The organism is Clostridium carnis (assembly GCF_054657435.1).
Genome location: NZ_BAAHYS010000001.1, coordinates 174195 through 196957 on the forward strand (window position 1 = coordinate 174195; position 22763 = coordinate 196957).

At 29.2% G+C, this 22763-nt stretch carries 17 protein-coding genes and 1 pseudogene; 1 reads left to right on the top strand and 17 read right to left on the bottom strand.

The window, feature by feature from the left end:
• Position 1 precedes the first annotated feature (1 nt).
• The 12 genes and pseudogenes from ACYQ1T_RS00945 to ACYQ1T_RS01000 all read right to left on the bottom strand — a co-directional run.
• Positions 2-562: pseudogene (locus ACYQ1T_RS00945) on the bottom strand (CheB methylesterase domain-containing protein); the annotation flags it as partial.
• A gap of 28 nt (positions 563-590) precedes the next feature.
• On the bottom strand, positions 591-1082 hold the full coding sequence (locus tag ACYQ1T_RS00950) for a chemotaxis protein CheD (protein ID WP_459830864.1): 492 nt from the start codon (positions 1080-1082) through the stop codon (positions 591-593).
• A gap of 4 nt (positions 1083-1086) precedes the next feature.
• The gene (locus tag ACYQ1T_RS00955; RefSeq protein ID WP_459830866.1) at positions 1087-1536 is read right to left on the bottom strand and encodes a chemotaxis protein CheW; all 450 of its coding nucleotides are present in this window, start codon (positions 1534-1536) and stop codon (positions 1087-1089) included.
• 12 nt (positions 1537-1548) lie between these two features.
• Complete coding sequence (locus tag ACYQ1T_RS00960) at positions 1549-3321, bottom strand: flagellar assembly protein A (RefSeq protein ID WP_459830867.1); 1773 nt, start codon at positions 3319-3321, stop codon at positions 1549-1551.
• Between the two features lie 125 nt (positions 3322-3446).
• Positions 3447-4262 (bottom strand): aminotransferase class IV, encoded by an 816-nt coding sequence (locus ACYQ1T_RS00965; RefSeq protein ID WP_459830869.1) that lies wholly within the window; start codon positions 4260-4262, stop codon positions 3447-3449.
• A gap of 14 nt (positions 4263-4276) precedes the next feature.
• Positions 4277-4915: an HAD-IB family hydrolase gene (locus ACYQ1T_RS00970; RefSeq protein ID WP_459830870.1), complete on the bottom strand. Its 639-nt coding sequence runs from the start codon at positions 4913-4915 to the stop codon at positions 4277-4279.
• A gap of 141 nt (positions 4916-5056) precedes the next feature.
• Positions 5057-6250, bottom strand: coding sequence for a pyridoxal phosphate-dependent aminotransferase (locus tag ACYQ1T_RS00975; protein ID WP_459830871.1), 1194 nt, complete (start codon positions 6248-6250; stop codon positions 5057-5059).
• 22 nt (positions 6251-6272) lie between these two features.
• On the bottom strand, positions 6273-7085 hold the full coding sequence (locus ACYQ1T_RS00980; protein ID WP_459830872.1) for a PHP domain-containing protein: 813 nt from the start codon (positions 7083-7085) through the stop codon (positions 6273-6275).
• A 94-nt stretch (positions 7086-7179) separates the two neighbouring features.
• Entirely contained in the window at positions 7180-7533 is a 354-nt protein-coding gene (locus tag ACYQ1T_RS00985; RefSeq protein ID WP_459830874.1) for a DUF1292 domain-containing protein, read from the bottom strand.
• Positions 7534-7663: 130 nt separating this feature from the next.
• Positions 7664-11176: a pyruvate:ferredoxin (flavodoxin) oxidoreductase gene (gene nifJ / locus ACYQ1T_RS00990; protein ID WP_459830875.1), complete on the bottom strand. Its 3513-nt coding sequence runs from the start codon at positions 11174-11176 to the stop codon at positions 7664-7666.
• Positions 11177-11358: 182 nt separating this feature from the next.
• A complete protein-coding gene (locus tag ACYQ1T_RS00995) occupies positions 11359-11784 on the bottom strand; it encodes a flavodoxin (protein ID WP_459830877.1) in 426 nt (141 codons plus the stop codon).
• Between the two features lie 168 nt (positions 11785-11952).
• Positions 11953-13035, bottom strand: coding sequence for an undecaprenyldiphospho-muramoylpentapeptide beta-N-acetylglucosaminyltransferase (locus ACYQ1T_RS01000; protein ID WP_459830879.1), 1083 nt, complete (start codon positions 13033-13035; stop codon positions 11953-11955).
• A 133-nt stretch (positions 13036-13168) separates the two neighbouring features.
• Between ACYQ1T_RS01000 and ACYQ1T_RS01005 the strand changes: the two genes are divergently transcribed.
• Entirely contained in the window at positions 13169-13351 is a 183-nt protein-coding gene (locus ACYQ1T_RS01005) for an alpha/beta-type small acid-soluble spore protein (RefSeq protein ID WP_459830881.1), read from the top strand.
• A gap of 95 nt (positions 13352-13446) precedes the next feature.
• Here ACYQ1T_RS01005 and recJ read toward each other — a convergent pair whose 3' ends face one another.
• The 5 genes from recJ to ACYQ1T_RS01030 all read right to left on the bottom strand — a co-directional run bounded on the left by recJ (position 13447) and on the right by ACYQ1T_RS01030 (position 22299).
• Positions 13447-15222, bottom strand: coding sequence for a single-stranded-DNA-specific exonuclease RecJ (recJ, locus tag ACYQ1T_RS01010; protein ID WP_459830882.1), 1776 nt, complete (start codon positions 15220-15222; stop codon positions 13447-13449).
• Positions 15223-15245: 23 nt separating this feature from the next.
• A complete protein-coding gene (locus ACYQ1T_RS01015) occupies positions 15246-15788 on the bottom strand; it encodes a DJ-1 family glyoxalase III (RefSeq protein ID WP_459830883.1) in 543 nt (180 codons plus the stop codon).
• Between the two features lie 26 nt (positions 15789-15814).
• Positions 15815-18721 carry a DNA topoisomerase IV subunit A gene (locus ACYQ1T_RS01020; RefSeq protein ID WP_459830885.1) on the bottom strand — a complete coding sequence of 969 codons (2907 nt, stop codon included), beginning with the start codon at positions 18719-18721 and terminating at the stop codon, positions 15815-15817.
• Between the two features lie 23 nt (positions 18722-18744).
• On the bottom strand, positions 18745-20694 hold the full coding sequence (locus tag ACYQ1T_RS01025; RefSeq protein ID WP_459830887.1) for a DNA gyrase/topoisomerase IV subunit B: 1950 nt from the start codon (positions 20692-20694) through the stop codon (positions 18745-18747).
• A 213-nt stretch (positions 20695-20907) separates the two neighbouring features.
• The gene (locus tag ACYQ1T_RS01030; RefSeq protein WP_459830889.1) at positions 20908-22299 is read right to left on the bottom strand and encodes a glycosyltransferase family 2 protein; all 1392 of its coding nucleotides are present in this window, start codon (positions 22297-22299) and stop codon (positions 20908-20910) included.
• Positions 22300-22763: the final 464 nt, after the last annotated feature.

Here is a 22763-nt window from a genome sequence, read left to right on the forward strand (position 1 = left end):
CCTAAGCTTTATTTAATAAGCTTTTTATTTTTTCACTTATTTTATCTAAAGGTACTACAAAATCTACAGCTCCAGTTTCATATGTAGCTTTCGGCATCCCATATATAGTACAAGTACTTTCATCTTCTGCTATAGTAACTCCACCATTTAACTTTACAACTACTGTACCTTCTGCTCCATCCTTCCCCATTCCAGTTAAGACAACAGATATAACTCTCTTTAAATATATGTTTGATGCTGATATAAATAATTTATCTACTGCAGGTCTTACTCCCCATATAGGCTTTTCTTGATTAAGATTTATAACCCCCCCTTTAGAAATCTCCATATGATATCCACCGGGTGCTATGTAAACAGTATTCTTTTTTAATTTTAATCCTTGATATGCTTCAAGGACTTCTAGTTCACATTTATTATTAAGTCTCTCTGCAAATGACTTTGTAAATCCACTTGGCATATGTTGTACAACTAATACTATAAGATTTAAATCTTTAGTAATATCCTTAATAACTTTTTCAATCGCTCGTGGGCCTCCTGTAGAAGCTCCTATTAATAGTACATCATATACTTTATCCAAGTTGCATCACCTCCTAAAGACGCTTTACTACGCTTCCTATACTCTTTATTAGCACTGTACCGTCTTCAGTTTCTACAATCATAGTTCTACCTTTGTTTCCTCCAACATCCTCTGCTATTATCGGAATTCCGAGACTATTTAAAGTCTCTACAACAGCTGTTGAATTTCTTTTTCCTACATCACTTATTATCTTTTTATCTGGAAAGTTAAACATAGATGCTCCACCTGCTATTTTAGCAACTATATTTTTCTTAATACACCCATTATCAACCATCTTAGATAACAAACTTGGAATTCCAATATCTGCGTATTTCATTGGGTTCACTATATTTTTAAACTGTGTACTATAGGGAAGCATTATATGTACAAGCCCTGCAATTTTCTTTTCTTTATCATATAAAGCAATCCCTATACATGAGCCTAATCCCATAGTTATTACTCTATCTGGAAAAGAGACAATTGAGTGATCTGCTATCCCTACTCTAACCTCATTTTTTTCTCTCATTTTTTCACCCCTGGAAAATCATCTCTTCTTCTTCTAAGGTTAGTATCATATCTAAATCCAACATAATAATTATACTTTCATTCTTCTTGATTAAACCTCTTATATATTTTTTAGAAACAAGAGTAGAAACCGCATTAGGGTTGTTTATTTCTTCTTCTGTAATACTTTTAACTTCGCTTACATTATCAACTAAAATACCAAACTTTCCTGACTCTTTTTTTACTACTATAATTTTTTTATCATCACTATCTTTATTTTCTGGTTGTCTAAACTTTTTCACAAGGCTTATTATAGGTAATACTCCAGTTTCATAATTAATTACACCTTCTAAAAAATCTGGTGAATCTGGTAATGTTACTGGTTCTTCATAACCTAAAATTCTTTCTACCTCCATAATATCTGTAGCATAAAATTCATGTCCTAACTTAAAAACTAAAACTTTTATTTCTCCCATTCTTTACCCCTCCTATAGAAGTAACTTATCAACAGCTAAATTTCCTTGTTTATCTATATAAATTTGTATATCCTTTGAGGCTCTATCTAGGATATAGCACTTATTTCCAACACAAAAGGTCGTATTTTGATATGCTACATCAACATTGATTCTCCCATTTTCTCCAACTTCAAGTTTTGTCTTTACTCCAGCTTCGCTTCCTACTACCCTGGCTACTATCTCATTTCTTGCCTTTAAACATCCACCTCTACAAACAGAATTTTTTAAGTAAAAGGATATTTTATCTAAAGATTTTATTTCTGATGCAAAAACTCCTTTTCCAATAATATTTATACTGCCTGAAGTGTAAATTTTAGCATCTTGTCCATATTCTATAGTTAAATCTGCTGGTAACGATCTTTCTTTTTTTAAATTTTCAAGTTCTAAATTTATTTCATCTATTATTTTTAAAACTTCTTTGAAATTCTTTATATTTACTGGAGCTAGTCCAATTAAATACTTCTTAATATTTTCTGAAACCTTAGAATCTTGACAACAATCACTTAAAGCCGAAGATATAACTTGTATACATATTTTTGATAAGTTTTTATATTTAGTTTCTATTAATCTTTTTATAAGCATTCCATCATTTACTGTTCTATCAACTAGATTTCTTTCTTTTAAGTAGCTTATATTTAAGTATAAAGAGTTTAAATATTCCTTTAATTGAGTAAGATTATCAATTCTAGTTTCTTTAATAAGATCTTTCCCTCCAATTTTAATTTCTGAACTTACTATATTTCCACAAATTTTAGAGGTATCTTTACCTTCAACAAAAGCTGAGAACACTCCATTTCTTATTTCTACACTTCCTCCTGATATTACCTTCATACCTTCTGTTACTTTACCGTTTATTTGAACATTTGCAGGAAAGTCAATATTACCACTTGATATATTCACATCCATTCCTACTATGTGTATTGGACTTACATATATCATACCTTTTTTAAATGAAGGCTTTCCATCTATTGTAGAAATTATTTTATTATCAATTTTCTTACATCCAGCACCTATTTTAATAACCAGTTTACTCTTTAACTTTTTGGGTATTTTTTGAGAAAATACATTTATTCCATCTTCTCCATCTTCCCCTATTATAATTTCGGCCAAAATTTCTCCAGCTTTAACACTTGAAATTGATTTTAAGTTTTTATAATCTATTTTATTTAAACTTTCATCAATTTTTATTTTATTATCATCATTAAAATAAAACTCTACTTTATCTTCTATTGGCTCTTTAGCCTTAATTCCTTTAGCAATTAAAAGATCCCTTATTTCCATTTTTTCTTTTATTTGTTTAATAGCCTCTTCATCTAAACCAAAAATAATTCCCTGTTCTTTTAAAGTTTCTCTTATTTTATCTTCACTTATTATAGAAGGAATTTCAGTTTTTTCTTCCACCTCTAAGACTTTACAATTACTTTTTTCACTATCTTTAAGTCTATATACTTTATTATTTTTATATGATAAAGAAATATACGCTTCTGTATTATCATTATTAAGCTTTAGTGATATATCTACTTCACCATCTTCTACCAGTTCTTCAAAACTTATTTTATCAGTTTCTTTTACTATATGAACTCTATTTATAACTTCATTATTTATAATCAAATTCCCTTTTTCCGGTGGTATAATAGTGGCAAACTTCCCTTTTCCAATTGGATTTCTTACTATTATATTTCTGTCTCTAACATAGCAAAAACCATCTATATCTTCTTTATTATTTTTCATATTGATATTAACCATACTATATCCTCCTATCAAAACCATATATACTTAGTATATCATAGCATTTAAATCATTTAAATTAATTATAATAAAAACATTAAATAAATTCGATTTTTTTCTAAATAAAAAAGAAATATTTGTATTTATATTTTAAATTCTTCTATATAGCTCCTTATTTCATCATTTAATTTAACCATTAGTAATTTAATTATTTTATTATTAACATTCATACTATATTTATCTACACTTGATATAGGCAAAATATTAGGCGATGTACCACTTATAAACATACCTTCTATTTCATTCAATTTATCTGAACTTACTTTTTGTTCCTCAAATTCTATCCCTATATTTTTAGCCAAAGCTATTATTCTTCCTCTTGTAACCCCTGGTAGTACATCTTCAATAGGTGACGTAATTAAAGTATTATCCTTCACCATAAATATATTGGACTTGCTGCCCTCTGTAATAAATCCATTTCTATCTATTAATATTGCTTCAAAAGCATTTTCTTTTTTTATACATTCCATCACTTTTTCTCTAAAGGTACTATCTATAACTTTTGCATTTGGATTTTCTCTTTCTCCATTATATAGTATAGTTTTAACACCATTATCATACATTTCCTTTGTTGGATAGGAATGCTTAATGCTAAAAACCTTCATAGTATCACATTCTATATCAAAAGTAATTTTAATGTTTCCATTTTTTATATCATTTGCTTTTATTAAGTCTATTAAATATTGTTTGATTTTATCATATCTATATGAAAAGTGTTTGTTCATTAATCTAAACGATCCTTCAAATCTTTTTATATGATCTTCAAAAAATAATGGAACACCATCTATTACTCTTATAACCTCATATATTATCCTACCTTTTTCTGAAGTATCTTCCGTGTAATTATTTAATTTTTCTAGATGCCCATCTTCTAAATAGAACTTCTCTATAGCTTCCATTTTAATTCCTCCTTCTATTTCCACCTTAATATCTCAAATTCATGCCTCTTCTTGTAGTTAATAAGATATGGTTTTCCAACTAAGTCAAGTAAAGGTTTATCTGATAAAGAATCTGAAAACATATATGAATTTTTAAAGTCTATTTCTAATTTTTCTTTCTTTAAAACCTCATATAATCTTTTTACCTTTTCCTCTCCTTTACAATTAGCCCCCTCCATTTTTCTAAAAAACTTTCCATTATTAAATGAAAATTTAGTTCCTATTATCATATCAACTTCTTTAATTGCATATAGTTCTCTTAAATAAAATTCTGGAGAAGCAGATATTAAATATATCTTATACCCCTCCTTCTTTAATTTTTTTATCATGTTTAATGCATCTTTATATAAAATCTTATCTAGTCTATCTTTATAAAATTCCTTTACAAGTATAGCTAAATCCTTTTCATCTATTCCATCTATAAATTTTAAAAAGGTTTCCTTTACTTTCTTTTCATCATATAACTTCACACCATACATAATCCCACTAAATAATGCCCTTGGAATAAACTTAATATTTTTTTTATCTTTATAAATTACATATTTAAAAAGTTCCATTAGGGTTTCTTTTCTAGTTATTGTATAGTCTACATCAAATATTGCTAATTTATCCACTAATATTCCTCCTATAAAACTCTTATATCCTATTATATAATAATTTTTTCTACATTTAAACAATTAACCATTATAGTAACTTAAAATATAAAATTTCACATTAATAAAGCTAGAACCCATTTCTGGAATCCTAGCTTTTTACTACTTCAGTTTATTTAAAAATGCTTCTATTCTATTTAATCCTTCTTTTATAATATCTATTGAAGTTGCATATGATAGTCTTATATAATTATCAAGACCAAATGCAACACCTGGAATAACCGCAACCTTTTCTTCTTCTAAAATTTTACTTGCAAACTCTAATGAATTATTTATTTTATATCCGTTTAATTCTTTTCCGTAATACCTACTTATATTTACCATTACATAGAAAGCTCCATTTGGCTTTATTAAAGAAAGTCCTTTTATTGTGCTTATTTTATCAACCATAAAATTTCTTCTTTTTTCAAATTCTATAATCATATCTTTTATTTCATCTTGTGGACCAGATAAAGCTTCTAAAGCTGCATATTGAGAAATAGAATTAATATTTGATGTAGTATGACTTTGTACTGATGTCATAAGCTTTGCAATTTCATTTGAAGAAGCTGAATAACCTATTCTCCATCCTGTCATTGCATAAGATTTAGATAAACCATTTATAACTATAGTTCTATTATATGCATCCTCTGAAAGTGAAGCTATACTAATATGTTTTTCATTATCATATATTAACTTTTCATATATTTCATCTGAAATGATAATTAAATTATATTCTTTTGCAAATAGCGCAATAGCTTCTAATTCTTCCTTTGTATATATTGTTCCAGTTGGATTATTAGGACTATTAAGAAGTATTACCTTTGTCTTATTTGTTACAGCTTTATATAAATCTTCCATTGTATATTTATAATCATTTTCTTCCTTTGTTTCTACAAATACAGCCTTTCCATCTGCTAACTTTACAAGTTCTGGATAGCTTACCCAGTAAGGTGTAGGTATTATAACCTCATCTTCTGGATTTAAAATAGCCATAAAAGAATTGGCTAAACTTTGTTTTGCACCAGTTGAAACAACTATTTGTGAAGCCTCATAATTTAAATTATTATCAACTTTAAATTTTTTGCATATAGCTTCTCTTAATTGTAATATTCCATTTGTCGGTGTATATTTTGTTTTCCCTTCTTTCATTGCCTTAACAGCTGCTTCTATTATATTGTTAGGAGTATTGAAATCGGGCTCTCCTGCTCCAAAACTTACTACATCTACACCTTCTTCTTTTAATGCTTTTGCCTTTGCCGTTATTGATAATGTTATTGATGGATTAATATTTTTAGCTTTTTTTGATAAATCCATTTCTGTACCCCCATTTTTATGTTTACTTTATTAGCTTATTAAATAATATTTCATTTATACCAAAACTACCTAGCCCAGTGTCGTGTAATGATTGCTTTCCATGATAATCACTACCACCAGTTATAGAAAGTTTATGTTTCTTAGATAAATTATAAAAATTATTGGTTTGTTGCTTTGAATGACTAGGGTGATATACTTCTAATCCCTTTAAACCATAACACTTTAAATCTTTAACAAGATTTTCTATTGACATTCCTCTATAAATTTGCCCCGGATGAGCTAAAACTGCTATTCCTCCGGCATTATTAATAACCTCTAAAGCTTCTTTATAATTAAGCTTAAACCCTTTCACATAGGCTGGTTTACCTTTTACTAGATAGGAAGTAAATGCAGTTTTATAATTATCAAAATAGCCTTTTTTAACCATAGCATTAGCAACATGACTTCTACCTACTGTTGAATCTAAATCTGTTGCTAAATCCTCTATTGTTAACTTTATATTATGATTTTTAAGTTTATATAATATCTCTTCAACTCTTGAAATTCTTGAAAAATTTAATTTTTCTACAACCTTTTTTAATTTAATATTTTCAATATCTATAAAATATCCAAGAACATGTAACTCTAAGTCTTTATATTCAGTACTTAGTTCTATTCCTGATATTATTTCTATATCATTATATTTCTTGGTTGTTATATATTGAGCTGCTATAGAATCATGATCTGTTATAGATATTGCTTTAACTCCTGCTATTTTAGCTATTTCAATAATTTCTTCCGGTGTCATAGTTCCATCTGAATAACTTGAATGTATATGTAAGTCAGCATACTTCATCTTTAACACCTTATTTCTTAATATATATTTAAAATATATCACTACTAAAGTAAATTGACAATTAAAAAAAGTGCCTAATGGCACTTTTTTTATATTATTCGTTTGCTAACTCTTCGCTATAATATTTAGAAACTCTATCAAACTCAGCTTCTTCTGGAACTGTAAGTTCCCCTTCTTCTCCTGATCTAAATAAATAAACTGAATCTTCATTTGGATCTTGAGCTAAAATATATTCATTTTCTTCAAATTCAAAAGCATCTATTATTGGACATGAAATTACATTTCCATTATCATCTTCTAAATCTACAACAAAGTGTTCATGTTCGTGTTCACCACATCCACATCCAGCTTCTTCATGATCATGGTTACATCCACATCCAGCACCTTCTGAATGACATCCACATCCTTGTTCTTCTTCGTGGCATCCACATTTATTTTCGTTACACATATTAAATTCCTCCTTTTTATTATCTAGTCACTTTCATTCTACCCCTAATCATAATAAATTAAAAGTAAAATAATTAAATTTCTTTATAAAAAAATAAATAAGAGGCTAAATAGCCCCTTATTTATTTAAATTATTCTTGTTCTGATAACTTTTTATATCCTGCTAATCTTTCCATAGCATCTTTTTCAGTTTTTTCAAATAATGCTTCTGCAGCTTCTGGGAATGCCTTAGCTAATGATGCATATCTTACTTCTCCCATTAAGAATTCTCTGAAGTCACCCTTTGGTTCTTTTGAATCTAATGAGAATGGATTCTTAGTTCCTATTAAAGTAGGATTGTATCTGTATAATCCCCAGTATCCACAATCAACAGCTTTCTTAGCTTCATCTTGACTGTTTGCCATACCACTCTTAATTCCATGGCTGATACATGGTGCATAAGCGATTATTAATGATGGTCCCTTATAAGCTTCAGCTTCTGCTATAGCCTTAAGAGTTTGGTTCTTATCTGCACCCATTGAAACTTGAGCTACATATACATAACCATAAGTCATTGCCATCATACCAAGATCTTTCTTCTTAGTTCTCTTACCTGAAGCAGCAAACTTAGCTATAGCTGCTGTAGGAGTTGATTTTGATGATTGACCACCTGTATTAGAGTAAATTTCTGTATCGAATACAAGAACATTTACGTCTTCTCCTGAAGCAAGAACATGATCTAATCCACCGTATCCGATATCATAAGCCCATCCATCTCCTCCGAAGATCCATTGTGATCTCTTAACTAGGAATTCCTTATCCTTTAAGATTTCTCTAGCTATATCAGAATCTACAGTTTCTAATGCAGCTATTACATTATCAGCTCTATTTCTAGTACCTTCTCCACTTGTCATATTTTCTAACCAGTCTGAAAGTACTGCTTTAACTTCTTCAGAAATATTTTCTTCTAAAAGTTTCTTTGCATTATCAGCTATTCTTTCTCTTATAGCTTCAACTCCTAAATGCATACCTAATCCGAATTCAGCATTATCTTCGAATAATGAGTTTGCCCATGCTGGACCGTGTCCATTGTGATTAACTGTGTATGGTGTAGCTGGAACAGATCCACCCCAAATTGATGAACATCCAGTAGCATTAGCAATCATCATTCTATCTCCGAATAATTGAGTTACTAACTTAGCATATGGAGTTTCTCCACAACCTGCACAAGCTCCTGAGAACTCAAGTAATGGTTGTTCAAATTGGCTACCCTTTACAGTATTCTTGTTCATTGGGTTCTTCTTAGCTGAAACCTCTTTAACAGCATAATCCCAAGCTTCAACTTGTGCTTCTTGTGTGTCTTGTGGCTTCATAATTAAAGCCTTACCTGGTGCTGGACAAACTTGAGCACAGTTTCCACATCCTGTACAATCTAATGGAGTAACTCCGATTGTGTAGAATGTTGGTTCTTCTGTCTTTAACGCCTTAGCAGCAACTATTTTCATAGCTTCTGGAGCATTGTCTTTTTCATTTTCATTTAGTAAGAATGGTCTTATTGCAGCATGTGGGCATACATAAGAACATTGGTTACATTGGATACATTTATCTTGAACCCATTCTGGTACATTGATAGCTACGCCTCTCTTTTCATATGCAGCAGTACCTGCCATGAAAGTACCATCTTCCATTCCAACAAATGTTGAAACTGGTAAATCAAATCCTTCTTGTTTATTAATAGGTTCTACTATATTCTTAACGAATTCTGGAATATCATCATTTTCCTTGTTTTCTTCAACTACGATATCTTTCCATGATGCAGGAACTTCAATTCTAACAATTGATTCAACACCCTTATCTATAGCAGCGTTGTTCATATTAACAACTTTTTCACCTTTTTTCCCGTATGACTTAACAACAGCGTCTTTTAAATACTTAACAGCATCTTCAACTGGGATAATGTTAGCTATTTTAAAGAAAGCAGCTTGCATTATCATATTGATTCTTCCACCAAGACCTATTTCTTGAGCTATCTTAACAGCATTTAAAGTGTAGAATTCAATGTTGTTTTCAGCTATATATTTCTTCATGAATGCTGGTAATTTTTCTTCAACTTCTTCTGGAGTCCAGATTGTGTTTAATAAGAATTTAGCATTCTTCTTTAATCCATCTAAAACATTATATTTGTAAACATAAGCTTGGTTGTGACAAGCTACAAAATCAGCCTTATCTATTAAATATGGTGACTTAATTGGTTGCTTACCAAATCTTAAGTGAGATACAGTGATTCCACCTGATTTCTTTGAGTCATATGCAAAGTATCCTTGAGCATACATATCAGTATGGTCTCCGATAATCTTGATAGCACTCTTATTTGCTCCAACTGTTCCATCTGATCCAAGTCCCCAGAACTTACAAGCCTTTGTTCCTTCTGGTGTTGCATTGATGTCTTCAGTAACTTCTAATGAAGTATTAGTAACATCATCTACAATTCCTATTGTAAATCCATTCTTTGGTTCTGATTTAGTTAAGTTTGCATAAACTGCTGCTATATGTGATGGGTTTGGATCTTTTGATCCTAATCCATATCTACCACCAACTATAACTGGGGCATTTTCTCTTCCATAGAATGCATTCTTAACATCTAAGTATAAAGGTTCTCCAGTAGCACCTGGTTCCTTAGTTCTATCTAATACAGCTATTGCTTTTACTGTAGTTGGTATTACTTTTAATAATCTTTCTGTTGAGAATGGTCTGTAAAGTCTTACTTTAACAAGACCTACTTTTTCTCCATTTGCATTTAAATAATCTATTGTTTCTTCAGCAACATCTATTGATGATCCCATTGCCACTATAACTCTATCAGCATCAGGAGCTCCATAATAATCAAAACAATGATATTCTCTTCCTGTTATTTTAGTTATTTCAGCCATATAGCTTTCAACAACTTCTGGTACTTCGTCATAGAATCTATTTACTGATTCTCTTGTTTGGAAGTAGATGTCTGGATTTTGAGCTGTTCCTCTAGTTACAGGATGATTTGGATTTAATGCTCTCTTCTTAAAAGCATCTAAAGCTTCATAATCAACTAATCCTGCTAATTCATCATATTCTATAACTTCTATTTTTTGAATTTCATGAGATGTTCTAAATCCATCAAAGAAGTTCATAAATGGAACTCTTGTCTTTATAGCAGTTAAATGAGCTACTGCTGATAAGTCCATAACTTCTTGTACTGAACCTTCTGCAAGCATTGCAAAACCAGTTTGTCTTGCTGCCATAACATCTTGGTGATCTCCAAATATACTTAATGATGATGTAGCTAAAGCTCTAGCTGATACATGGAATACTGTTGGTAATAATTCACCAGATATTTTATACATGTTTGGAATCATTAATAATAATCCTTGTGAAGCTGTATAAGTTGTTGTTAATGCTCCAGCTTGTAATGATCCGTGAACAGCACCAGCTGCTCCAGCTTCTGATTGCATTTCCATTACCTTAACAGGTTGACCAAAAATATTCTTTCTTCCTTGAGCTACCCATTCATCAACATGTTCAGCCATTGGTGATGAAGGTGTAATTGGGAAAATAGCAGCTACGTCTGTGAAAGCATATGATATATGTGCCGCAGCCGTATTACCATCCATAGTTTTCATTTTTCTCATCGTATTTGACCTCTCTTCCTTAAATTAAATTAATCATCAATAAACATAATTATTGTTTAATAAAAAACTTGAAATACAATATACAAAAATATATTTTGTATATAAAAATTAAATTGCTTAATCTTTATATACATACTTACCCCCTAAGCAAGTAATTTATTAATGTATTTTATCCCCTAAATCTATTTTGTTAATTCCTCTCCTAATTTGATAGCTTCACTAAGTTCTGCTTCACTAGGTGATTCTTTAACTGCAATGCTGCCTACTACATTGAAATCGTAGTCCTTCATTCTGTGAACCCAATCCACCATAAATTTACCGTCATCCCAACCATATGAACCAAATAAAACTAATTTCTTTTGGTTATTTGGTAATAGTTTAAACTCATTTATAAATGGCTCCATTTCACGTTGCTCTATCCTATTGTTGTCCATAGATGGACTTCCAAATGCTACTGCGTCTGCATTTGTAACATCCTCAATTAAAGCATCATAAACATGCTTTATAGTAACTTCAGCTCCATTATTTTCAGCACCTTTTGCAATAGCATTTGCAAGTACTTCAACATTGCCTCCATTACTCCAATAAATAATTGAAATTTTCTTCATAAAATATAGCACCTCATCCTTTGACTAGTATATAAGTCACTTTTTTGGATATTTATTACCTAATTTTTACTTACCTTTTAATTATATACCACTATTTTATTTTTGCAAGTTTTATACTGTCCATATTCAGTTTATATATCTATCTCATCTTTAAAAATCCTTATTTTTTTAATTTAACTCAATGCTCTTTAGTATTACTTCCGATATCGCCTGTACTCCATTTTTAGCCTTACTATTTTGCATATTTTTTATTAGCTCATTTCTTTTTAATTTAAGTTCTTTAACTTTTTGAATTAATAAATGACTCTCTTCCATCATTTTATCTTCATCTAAAACTAAGGAATATCCTTCTTTTTCAAAAGAATTTGCATTAAGTATCTGGTCACCCCTACTTATTTTTTTAGAAAGTGGTATAAGTAAAGTTGGTTTTTTTAAAGCTAATAGTTCAAATATTACGTTTGCTCCTGCTCTAGATATAATAAAATCTGCGGCATTAAGTAAATGTGGTAATTCATCTTTTACATATTCATATTGTTTATATCCATTTGTGAACTTTAAATTATTGTCTAAATTATTTTTCCCACAAATATGAATAATATTAAAATCTTTTAATAATTCTTTTATATTTTTTCTTACTTCATCATTTATACTTTTAGCTCCTAAACTGCCTCCAATTACTAAAAGTATTTCTTTATCATCTTTAAATCCACATATTTCTTTACCTTTAAATTTGCTACCTTCAAATATCTCTCTTCTAATTGGTGTCCCCGTGAGAACTCCCTTTCCATCCTTTACATAATTTAAGCTTTCTCTAAATGTTACACATAATTTATTACAAAATGGAGCTGATAATTTATTAGCAAGTCCTGGCGTTAAGTCCGACTCATGAGATACAACAGGAATTTTCTTCATAGAGGCTGCTATTACTACAGGAACAGCTACAAACCCTCCCTTTGAAAAAATAACATCTGGCTTTTCTGTCTTTAAAATTTTACTAGCTTCCATTACGCCTTTCATTACTTTAAATGGATCTGTGAAATTTTTAACATCAAAATATCTTCTAAGCTTTCCTGATGATATTTCAAAATAAGGAATATTAGCATCCTTTATTATTTCTTTTTCTATACCATCTTTACTTCCAATATACTTTATTTCAAATCCCTTTTCTTTTAATTCAGGAACTAAAGCTAGGTTTGGAGTTACATGTCCTGCTGTACCTCCTCCAGTCATTATAATTTTATATTTTTTCATAAAAACACCTCTTAAATTATTGATTAATCATTTTATTGCTACTCTATTTTACCATCTATTCCTTTACTTACATCTTATAATAATAAAAAAATTACACAAGCTATAGTCATTAAAGGAAAAGGAGGTGGACAATATGGCAAAGACATTAGTACCAGAAGCTAAAAACGGATTAGCTAAGTTCAAAAATGAAGTAGCTAGCGAAATGGGAGTTCCATTTACTGACTACAATGGTAACCTTTCTTCAAAACAATGTGGAAGCGTTGGTGGAGAAATGGTTAAAAGAATGGTTGAAAAGTATGAAAGTGGTATAAAGTAATATCTTTTCAACTACTAAATCTATATTGTATTATGTTAAAGATTATATACATAATACTAAAGTATAGGGTATCTTTTATAAGATACCCTTTATTATTAACTAAGTCTTATACTTTTAATCATTAGTTGAATGCTTCTCTTCCCATTAAATTCATTAATATTTGGATAATATATTAAATCAGCCTTTGCATTAATATATGAACTCTCACAAGCTTTAATAAATTCGTATTCTCCATATCTATATATAAACTCTTCTTTAAATTCAATAAATTTATCAAAGCTTATTCCGTCAATATTTAAATTTGTACCTTCAATTTCACATCTTAATTTTAAGAAGTTTTTCTCTTTTCCAATTAACCATATACGATTTAACTTAACATTTTTAACTGCAAAAACAGGACTTGTATTTCCTTTCCCAAAAGGTTTTAGCCCATCAATCATATCTATTAAAGTTTCATTTAAATATTGTAATGGTAATGGAGAGTCAATTTTAATTAAAGGTGTTATATCCTCTTCTGTCAAAGTACATAATTTATTTAGTTTTTCTCTTAAAGGATTTATATTTTCCTCTTTTAATGATAATCCTGCCGCCATTGGATGTCCACCAAATTTCTCTAAAAGTTCACTACATTTTGATAGTTCCTCAAAAATATTATATCCTTCTATAGACCTAGCTGATGCCTTTGGCATATCCTTCCCTCTTGTTATTATTATGCAAGGTAAATTAAATCGTTCCTTCACTCTCCCTGCAACAATTCCTGCTATACTTTCATGTACATCTTTATCATAAACAACTATTACTTTATCACTTGATTGCTTTTCATTTTCAACTCTTTCTATAATTCTATCTGAACTTTCTTGTGTTAACTCCTGTCTTTTAGAATTTAATGTATATAATTGATCTGCTAAATATTTTGCTCTCTCTTTATCTTTAGTAATTAGAAGTTCAACTGATAAATCTGCTGTCTCTAATCTCCCTGTAGCATTTATACAAGGTCCTATAACAAAACCTAAATGATATTCTTCTAAATTTTTATCTTTTAAATTCGTTACTTTTCTTAATTCATTAATACCTATATTTTCACTTGAATTTAATAACTCTAGACCTTTTTTCACTATAATTCTATTTTCATCTAATAAATCAACTACATCACACACTGTAGCTATAGCCGCAAATTCTATAAGTTCTTCATATTTTTTATAAGGAATATTAAAGCTTTTAAATAAACATTGTGAAAATTTTAGCGCAACTCCAGCTCCACATAGTTTTTTAAATGGGTAGTTACAGTCTTTTCTTTTTGGATTAATTACTGCATCTGCTTTTGGAATTTCTTCTTTTATATCTCCGCTTTCATTTTTTCTAAGTGGTATATCATGATGGTCTGTTAAAACAACTTTCATACCAAGGTCTTTAGCTAAATTAACCTGTTCAAATGCAGAAATCCCATTATCACAAGTAATAATAACGCTATATCCTTCTTCATAAATTTTTTTAACTCTTCCACTATGCATTCCATAGCCTTCTTCTTCTCTATTTGGAATATGATAGTTAAAATTAGCATTTACAGTTTGTAACGCCTTATATAAAATAACTGTGCTTATAACTCCATCACAGTCATAATCTCCATATATTATTATTTTTTTCTTATTATCTATAGCATCTTTTATTATTTTTATACCTTTTTCCATGTCTTTTAGTAAAAAACCATCATAAAGATCTTCAACTGTTCCGTATAAAAACTTATTTGCAACCTCTTTATTATCAATCCCTCTATTTGCAAGTAATCTTAAAACAAGAGGATTTTCATTTATAGAATTGGAGAGCTTTAAGAAGCTCTCCTTTTTATTAATTAACATCCACTTTTCTTTCATTATTCCCCCATAGTACTTTGAAATTATTTAAATAACATTCCTTTAGAAATTTCATCAACCTTATTTGAATCTATTTTTTCTAGTATCTTAAAAGCAAATGGAATTGCTGCTGCTGGTCCTCTTCCTGTAATTATATTTCCATCAACAACTACTAATTCTTCTTTATAGTTACATTCTCCAAGCTCCTTTTCAAAGCCAGGATAGCATGTAATATTTTTGCCTTTAGTTATCCCAGCTTTTCCTAAAGCTATTGGTGCTGCACAAATTGCACAAATATATTTTTTATTGTTATTGAATTCTTTTATAACTTTTATAACTCTATCATCATCTCTTAAATTTTTAGACCCCGGCATTCCACCTGGAAGAACTATAAAGTCATACTCTAAAATTTCTTTTTCATCTAAAACCTTATCCGCTATTATATTAATTTTATGAGATGTAGTTACTTCTAATGAATTAAGTGATATTGTATCACAATTAACCTTAGCTCTTCTTAAAATATCAACTACTGTTAAGGCCTCTAAAGTTTCAAATCCATCTGCTAATAAAACCGCTACTCTCTTCATATCCAGTTACCTCCAATATTAAAATGTTATTGAATCTCTTTTATCTCATCCTCTAAGGCAATTACAATTATAGTACTTCCTCTACCAGCTCTATTTTGTAATTTTATTTCTTCTATATCTACATCTTTTTTAATTTTATTCTTTGTTGTTATTGAAATTTTCTGTTCTATATCTAGTGATATTTCTCCATTTGCGTTATTTTTTCTAATTTCAAATACCTTTCCATATAGAACTTCATCATTTTCCTTTAAGCTTATTCCTGTAACTCCTGAAGCTATTTTACCCATTGGATTTACGTTTTCAGATGAAAATCTAATACCCATTCCTTTTTTAGTTGCAATTACTATTTCTGAATCTGTTGAATCTAATATTTCAGCAGCTACTACATAATCATTTTCATATTTAAATTTATATGCTATTTGTGAGGAGTAACTTCCTTCAAACTCTTTTAAGAATGTTTTTTTGATCATTCCTTTTTTAGTAAAGAAATAAACAACTTTATTCTCATCAAAGGACTTTATAGAAAATACTTGAATAATTTCTTCATCTTTTTCCAAGTTATCTACTATATTTGCTAAAGGAATTTCCCCGTTATTAACATTTTGAAGTAAAAATGCTGGGATATTAAATATTTTTCCTTTACTACTAAACAGTAATAAAATTCCACTTGAGGTTGTATTTACCTTAAGCTTTTCACTTTTTCTAGCTTTGGCAAAAGCTTTAAAGTTCTTCTTATTAGTTACACCTACTGTAAATTCAACAAAATTCATTGAGTCACAATATTCTACTTCAACTACTTCATCATTATCTGGAAGAGTAAATAAAGAAGTAGGTAATATATTTCTTGGTTGATCTTCAATTTCTGGAATTTCTAATTTAAATTCTATTCCCATTTTAGTCTTAAAACTTGCAAAATTCTTCTTTTCCTCATTTTCAAGTATAATAATTTTTTTAACTTCTTCATATTCTTTCATCTTTAAAGCTTGAAGCTTTGTATATGCAGTTTGGAATTTATCTAGTGAACTTTTCTTAATTCCACCTTTAGAAGTTATAAATTGAATATATCTATTTGGCATTAGGTTTGATATAGATATTACATCAACTATTATTTCTTCATCAAGATTTAAAGCTTTAATTAAACTATCAACTTTTTCACCTTTTTCTTTCCATTTACACTCTGGTATATTTATCCCTTTAATCTGATACATATTCCCTTTATTTGTGAAAATCCATAGATTTTCTGTTGTATTAGATTTAAATAAGAATTTTAGTTCATCGCCTTCTCTATAATCAATATCTTCAGCTTTTGCATTTAATCTATTAAAACTCTTCACTGGTATTCTTTTTATAAATCCATCTTTAGATAAAGTTATCATAACATCTTCAACTATAATTAACTCTTCTACATCTATTTTTGCTTCACTATCATCATGTATTATTTGAGTTTTTCTTGGATTTTCATATTTTTCAGTAACTTCTTTAAGTTCCACTCTTACAACTCTTAAAAGTTCCTTTTCGCTTTCTAAAATCTTTTTTAGCCTCTTTATAGTTTTTTCTAATTCATTGTACTCTTTTTGGAATACTTTAATTTCTAATCCTGTCAGTCTATAAAGCATTAACTCTAAAATAGCTTCTGCTTGAATTTCTGTAAATCCAAATTTATTTATTAAATTTATTCCAGCATCTTTTTTAGATTTAGATTCTCTTATTGTCTTTATAACATCATCTAATACGTCTATAGCCTTAATAAATCCTTCTACAATATGGAATCTCTTTTCAGCAATTGCAAGTTCTTTAATTGTTCTTCTTGTAACTATTTCCTTTTGATGGTTAACATAATGCATTATAATTGTTTTAAGCCCCATAGTTTGTGGCTTACCATCTGCTAAAGCAACCATATTAAAGCTTATATTGCATTGTAAATCAGTTTTCTTAAATAAATACTTTAAAATTTTATCAGCACTTTCTTCATCAACTGATTTTCTTAGTTCTATAACAGATCTTACTCCACTTCTATCTGATTCATCTCTTATATCTGTTATAGCCTCTAATGCCTTTGCATGTCTTTTATCCCCTGTCATTTCTGATATATTTTGAAGGAGCTTTGCCTTATTTCTCCTATAAGGGAATTCAGTTATTACAATTCCTAATCTTCCATTTTCAAGTTTTTCTATACTTGTCTTTGCTCTTAACGATACTTTTCCCTCGCCTGTCTCATATGCAGAAAGTAATGAGTTTTGTCCAATAAGTATTCCTCCTGTAGGAAGATCTGGGCCTTTTATATATTTCATAAGCTCTTTTGTTGTTATTTCTGGATTGTCTATGTATGCTAAAACCCCATCAGTTACTTCTCCTAAATTATGTGGAGGGATATTAGTTGCAAGACCAACTGCAATACCAAAAGTTCCATTAACTAAAAGATTTGGATATCTGCTTGGTAATACTTTAGGCTCCATCTCACTATCTGAGTAGTTAGGTACCATATCTACAGTTTCTTTGTCTATATCTCTAAGCATTTCCATCGCTATTGGCGCAAGTCTTGCTTCTGTGTATCTCATTGCGGCTGCTCCATCACCATCCATTGATCCCCAGTTTCCATGTCCATCTATAAGAGGCTCTCTTGTTGAAAAGTTTTGAGCCATAATTACCATTGCATCATAAACCGAACTATCCCCATGAGGATGGAATTTACCTAAAATATCCCCAACTATTCTAGCTGATTTATAATATGGTCTATCTGGATATGCCTTTAAAAGATATGCTCCATATAATATTCTCCTATGAACAGGTTTTAAACCATCCCTTACATCTGGAAGTGCTCTATCCTTTGCAACTTCTATTGCATAAGGTAAATAATTATCTGGCATAGCTTCTTCTAAAGGAACTCTAATAATATTATTATCCTTAGGTATATCATTTACTTTCTTTGCCATACTATTTCTCCATTCTATCTATATTAAAATTCACCATACTTATACATATAATTTTTTCTTGGTTCAACTATATCTCCCATTAATAGTGATACCATTTTTTCAGCTTTTGCTGCATCTTCTATAGTAACTTGCATTAAAGTTCTTGTTTCTGGATTTAAAGTTGTTTCCCAAAGTTGATCTGGATTCATTTCTCCAAGACCTTTATATCTTTGTATTAACGCACCCTTTCCAATTTCTTTTTTAACACTTTCCAATTCATCATCACTATAAGCATATTTGGCTACATCTTTTCCTTTTCCACTTTTATAAACCTTATATAGAGGTGGTTGTGCTAAGTAAAGATGTCCATTAGCTATTAAAGGTTTCATATATCTATATATATATGTCATCCAAAGAGTTCTAATATGATATCCATCAACATCAGCATCACTCATAATAATTATTTTATCATACTTCAAATCTTCTTCCTTATAGTTATCTAAAGTTCCTGTTCCTATTGCTGTATTAAATATTTTAAGTTCCTCAGATGCTAATACATTTTCAAGCTTTTGCTTTTCTGTATTCATTATCTTACCCTTAGATGGCATTATTGTTTGAAAACGTCTATCTCTAGCTTGTTTAGCTGATCCACCTGCTGAATCTCCCTCAACAACTATAAATTCATTAACAGTACTATCTTTTAAAGTACATACTGCTACTTTTCCAGCAAGAGGAGCTGTACCTTTCCCAACTTTTTTCTTTTCTGCATCATTTATTTTTTTTATTTTCTCTCTTCTTTGAGCAGCTTGAAGAGCATTGTTTATAATCATTGCTGCTACTTCTTTATTATCTTCTATCCATTCACTAAACTTTGTATATGATAAATCATTCATCATTGTATAAGCTTCTGTGCTTCCAAGCTTTGTTTTTGTCTGTCCTTCAAAGATAGGATTAGTAATTTTTATTCTTACTATAGCTGTCATTCCCTCTCTAAGATCATCACCTTCAAAATCCTTATCTTTTTCTTTTACTAAGCCTAGTTTTTTAGCCCCTTCTTTAAAGGCTCTTGTCATACCAGTTTTAAAACCTGTTTCATGTGTACCTGCTTCTGTTGTTGGTATATTATTAACATAACTTGCTATATTTTCTGTTGTAGAATCTGTAAATTGAATACAAACTTCACCAAACATTTGAATATTATCTAAACTTCTTTCCCCTTCAAAGTATATAGGCATTTGATGAAGAGCTGTTTTAGATTCATTTAAATATTCTATAAAATCTAATAATCCTCTTTCAGAATAGTATTCTTTTTTATTCTCTTCATCTTTTCTTTTATCTATTAATTCAAGATATATTCCTTTATTTTGGAATGCTAATTCCTGTAATCTTTCATCAATTATATCAAATTTAAAATCTACTGTTGAAAATACATCTTTATCAGGCATAAAAGTTACTCTTGTTCCTGTATTTTTAGACTTTCCAACTAATTCAAGCTTTGTAACTGGCGTTCCTGGCATGTCTTTTTTTAATTCTTCATCATATGCATATTGAAATCTTTGTTTATATATATTTCCATTTTGATGAACTTCTACTTCTAACCAGCTAGATAATGCATTTACTACAGCTGCACCTACACCATGAAGACCACCAGAGGTCTTATAATTTTTATTATCAAATTTTCCTCCAGTATGAAGCTCTGTAAATACCATTTCCACTCCTGATTTATTTTTTATAGGATGTATTCCCGTTGGAATTCCTCTCCCATTATCAATAACAGTTATACTTTTATCTTTATTTATAATAATGCTTGCTTTATTACCATATCCGTTTGATATTTCATCTATAGAGTTATCTAATATCTCCCATATGCAATGATGTAATCCCTTATTTCCTGTTGAACCTATATACATCCCCGGTCTTACTCTAACAGGTTCTAACTTTTCTAAGGATGTTAAGTCAGTTACATCATATCCTTTAATTAAATCCTTACTCATATAAACCTCCAAAATTTAATCCACATCTAAAAATAGGTTATATACATACTATAATCTATCTACATAAACTATAATTTATCCAAGTACAAACCTTCTATGCAATCTTTATAATTTTATCATACTTAACCTATCAATAAAAATATATATGTAATAAAAAAATTTGTCAAACAAATGTTCGCACAAAAATAAAGCCAGCGCTTAGCGCCGGCTTTATTATACATCACATATTTCTATGCTTCTAACATGCTTAGTTGGATTCCATTCTTTATTATTTTTTCTTAATATTCCTTCTATAGTTATTGGTATCCATGTTAAAGTATATAAAGAATATAGTAAAAATCTAAAGAATAATATTAAATTATTTTTACCTAAGAATAATGCTGTTGCTAATAAAAATGATACGTTATACACAATATTAATAAGTACTATAACTGAAAAATCATGTGTTTTATTGGCAAACATAGGTAAAACAAATATACTTAGTGAATAGAATAATAACATTGCAAAAAATCCTGAAGATATTTTTTTATCTAATCTCATAATTAATGGCGTTAATAAAAATTGCATAACTGCTATAGCTTTAAATAAAAAATCTCCTACAACATATGTCATTACAAATATATTAAGCCCATTTGCACTCATTACTTGAAGAGCAGTTAGTAAAATTGAAATACCTATCATCAATGTGAAAAATGGTTGAATAACATATAAAGCACAGTCTAAAACAAACCATTTTCTTTCTAAAACACCCTTTTTAATAAGTTTAAAGAAATATCTAGAGGCAACATCTGCAAATCCTTGCATCCATCTTCTTCTTTGGATCCATGATTGTTTTAATGTTAATGGTTTTTCATCATAAATAATAGCATCATGTGCCCAACCAACTTTTTCTCCGTTTAATATTAGTTTACAACTAAATTCTAAGTCCTCTGTTAAACAGGTAGCACCCCATCCAAATTCCTTAAGTATTTCAGTATCTATAGCAAATCCAGTCCCACCTATTTGGTTAGATAGTCCAACATTTGCTCTTGCTAATTGATACATTCTATTTTGAGACCAAAACGCTATTGAATATGAAGCTGATATCCATGAATCGTTAGGATTTTTACTATCTATATATCCTTGTACAACTTTATATCCTTCTAACATTTTTGAATTTATTTCTTTACACCAGTTTTTTTCAACTAGATTATCCGCATCAAAGATAGCTATTGCATCATATTTCTTTTTCATTTTAAATATTTTTGCAAACATCCATTCTAATGCATAACCTTTACCTTTTTCGGTATTGTTGAATCTTTCATAAACATATACACCATATTTTCTTGCAACTTTTGCTGTATTATCTGTACAATTATCAGCTATAACAAATACATCAAATAATTCTCTTGGGTAATCTTGATTTAACATACTCTCTATAAGTTTACCTATTACGACATCTTCATTATGGGCTGCAACAATCATAGCAAATTTTTTCTCAGGTTTATAATTCTTTTTTTCCGACTTTCTTTTTAGGCCAAAAAATGCCAATATAAAATAATACATGGTAACAATAAAGACGAAAAGCTGAAATATTCCTGTTACAGTAAAAATAATTTCTCCCATTATATCCACTCCTATAAATCAAAGGAAATTTCCTTATATTACTATTTTTCTATTTTCTCTTTTGCATCTTTTTAAATATATTCTAATAGAGACTAAAAATCAAGCATAGAAATCTTAAAAATTAATTAAGATTATTTTTTGAAATTTCTCACTTTTAAAAATAGTGTTTTTTATTTCTATAAAAATATTATTTTTATAGAAATATTACTTATATCTTCTCCAATTACTTTAATAAGTATTTATCATAAGTTAATCATTTACATAAACACTTATATTATTACCATATCCTAAAAAAATATTACAGTCTAATTACATATTTTTCTTATAATCTCAAATAATATTAAATAATATTAAATTTAAAATATTATAAATTTAATTTAATCTTTAAAATTTATTTTTTATAGTAATACAGCATATCTATAAAAAACACCTAATTCATTAAGAATTAGGTGTTTTAATTAAAC

Coding starts and splice junctions, on each gene's coding strand:
- ACYQ1T_RS00950 (WP_459830864.1), bottom strand. CDS start 1,082: ATGAGAGAAAAAAATGAGGTTAGAGTAGGGATAGCAGATCACTCAATT.
- ACYQ1T_RS00955 (WP_459830866.1), bottom strand. CDS start 1,536: ATGGGAGAAATAAAAGTTTTAGTTTTTAAGTTAGGACATGAATTTTAT.
- ACYQ1T_RS00960 (WP_459830867.1), bottom strand. CDS start 3,321: ATGGTTAATATCAATATGAAAAATAATAAAGAAGATATAGATGGTTTT.
- ACYQ1T_RS00965 (WP_459830869.1), bottom strand. CDS start 4,262: ATGGAAGCTATAGAGAAGTTCTATTTAGAAGATGGGCATCTAGAAAAA.
- ACYQ1T_RS00975 (WP_459830871.1), bottom strand. CDS start 6,250: ATGGATTTATCAAAAAAAGCTAAAAATATTAATCCATCAATAACATTA.
- ACYQ1T_RS00980 (WP_459830872.1), bottom strand. CDS start 7,085: ATGAAGTATGCTGACTTACATATACATTCAAGTTATTCAGATGGAACT.
- ACYQ1T_RS00985 (WP_459830874.1), bottom strand. CDS start 7,533: ATGTGTAACGAAAATAAATGTGGATGCCACGAAGAAGAACAAGGATGT.
- nifJ (WP_459830875.1), bottom strand. CDS start 11,176: ATGAGAAAAATGAAAACTATGGATGGTAATACGGCTGCGGCACATATA.
- ACYQ1T_RS00995 (WP_459830877.1), bottom strand. CDS start 11,784: ATGAAGAAAATTTCAATTATTTATTGGAGTAATGGAGGCAATGTTGAA.
- ACYQ1T_RS01000 (WP_459830879.1), bottom strand. CDS start 13,035: ATGAAAAAATATAAAATTATAATGACTGGAGGAGGTACAGCAGGACAT.
- ACYQ1T_RS01005 (WP_459830881.1), top strand. CDS start 13,169: ATGGCAAAGACATTAGTACCAGAAGCTAAAAACGGATTAGCTAAGTTC.
- recJ (WP_459830882.1), bottom strand. CDS start 15,222: ATGAAAGAAAAGTGGATGTTAATTAATAAAAAGGAGAGCTTCTTAAAG.
- ACYQ1T_RS01015 (WP_459830883.1), bottom strand. CDS start 15,788: ATGAAGAGAGTAGCGGTTTTATTAGCAGATGGATTTGAAACTTTAGAG.
- ACYQ1T_RS01020 (WP_459830885.1), bottom strand. CDS start 18,721: ATGGCAAAGAAAGTAAATGATATACCTAAGGATAATAATATTATTAGA.
- ACYQ1T_RS01025 (WP_459830887.1), bottom strand. CDS start 20,694: ATGAGTAAGGATTTAATTAAAGGATATGATGTAACTGACTTAACATCC.
- ACYQ1T_RS01030 (WP_459830889.1), bottom strand. CDS start 22,299: ATGGGAGAAATTATTTTTACTGTAACAGGAATATTTCAGCTTTTCGTC.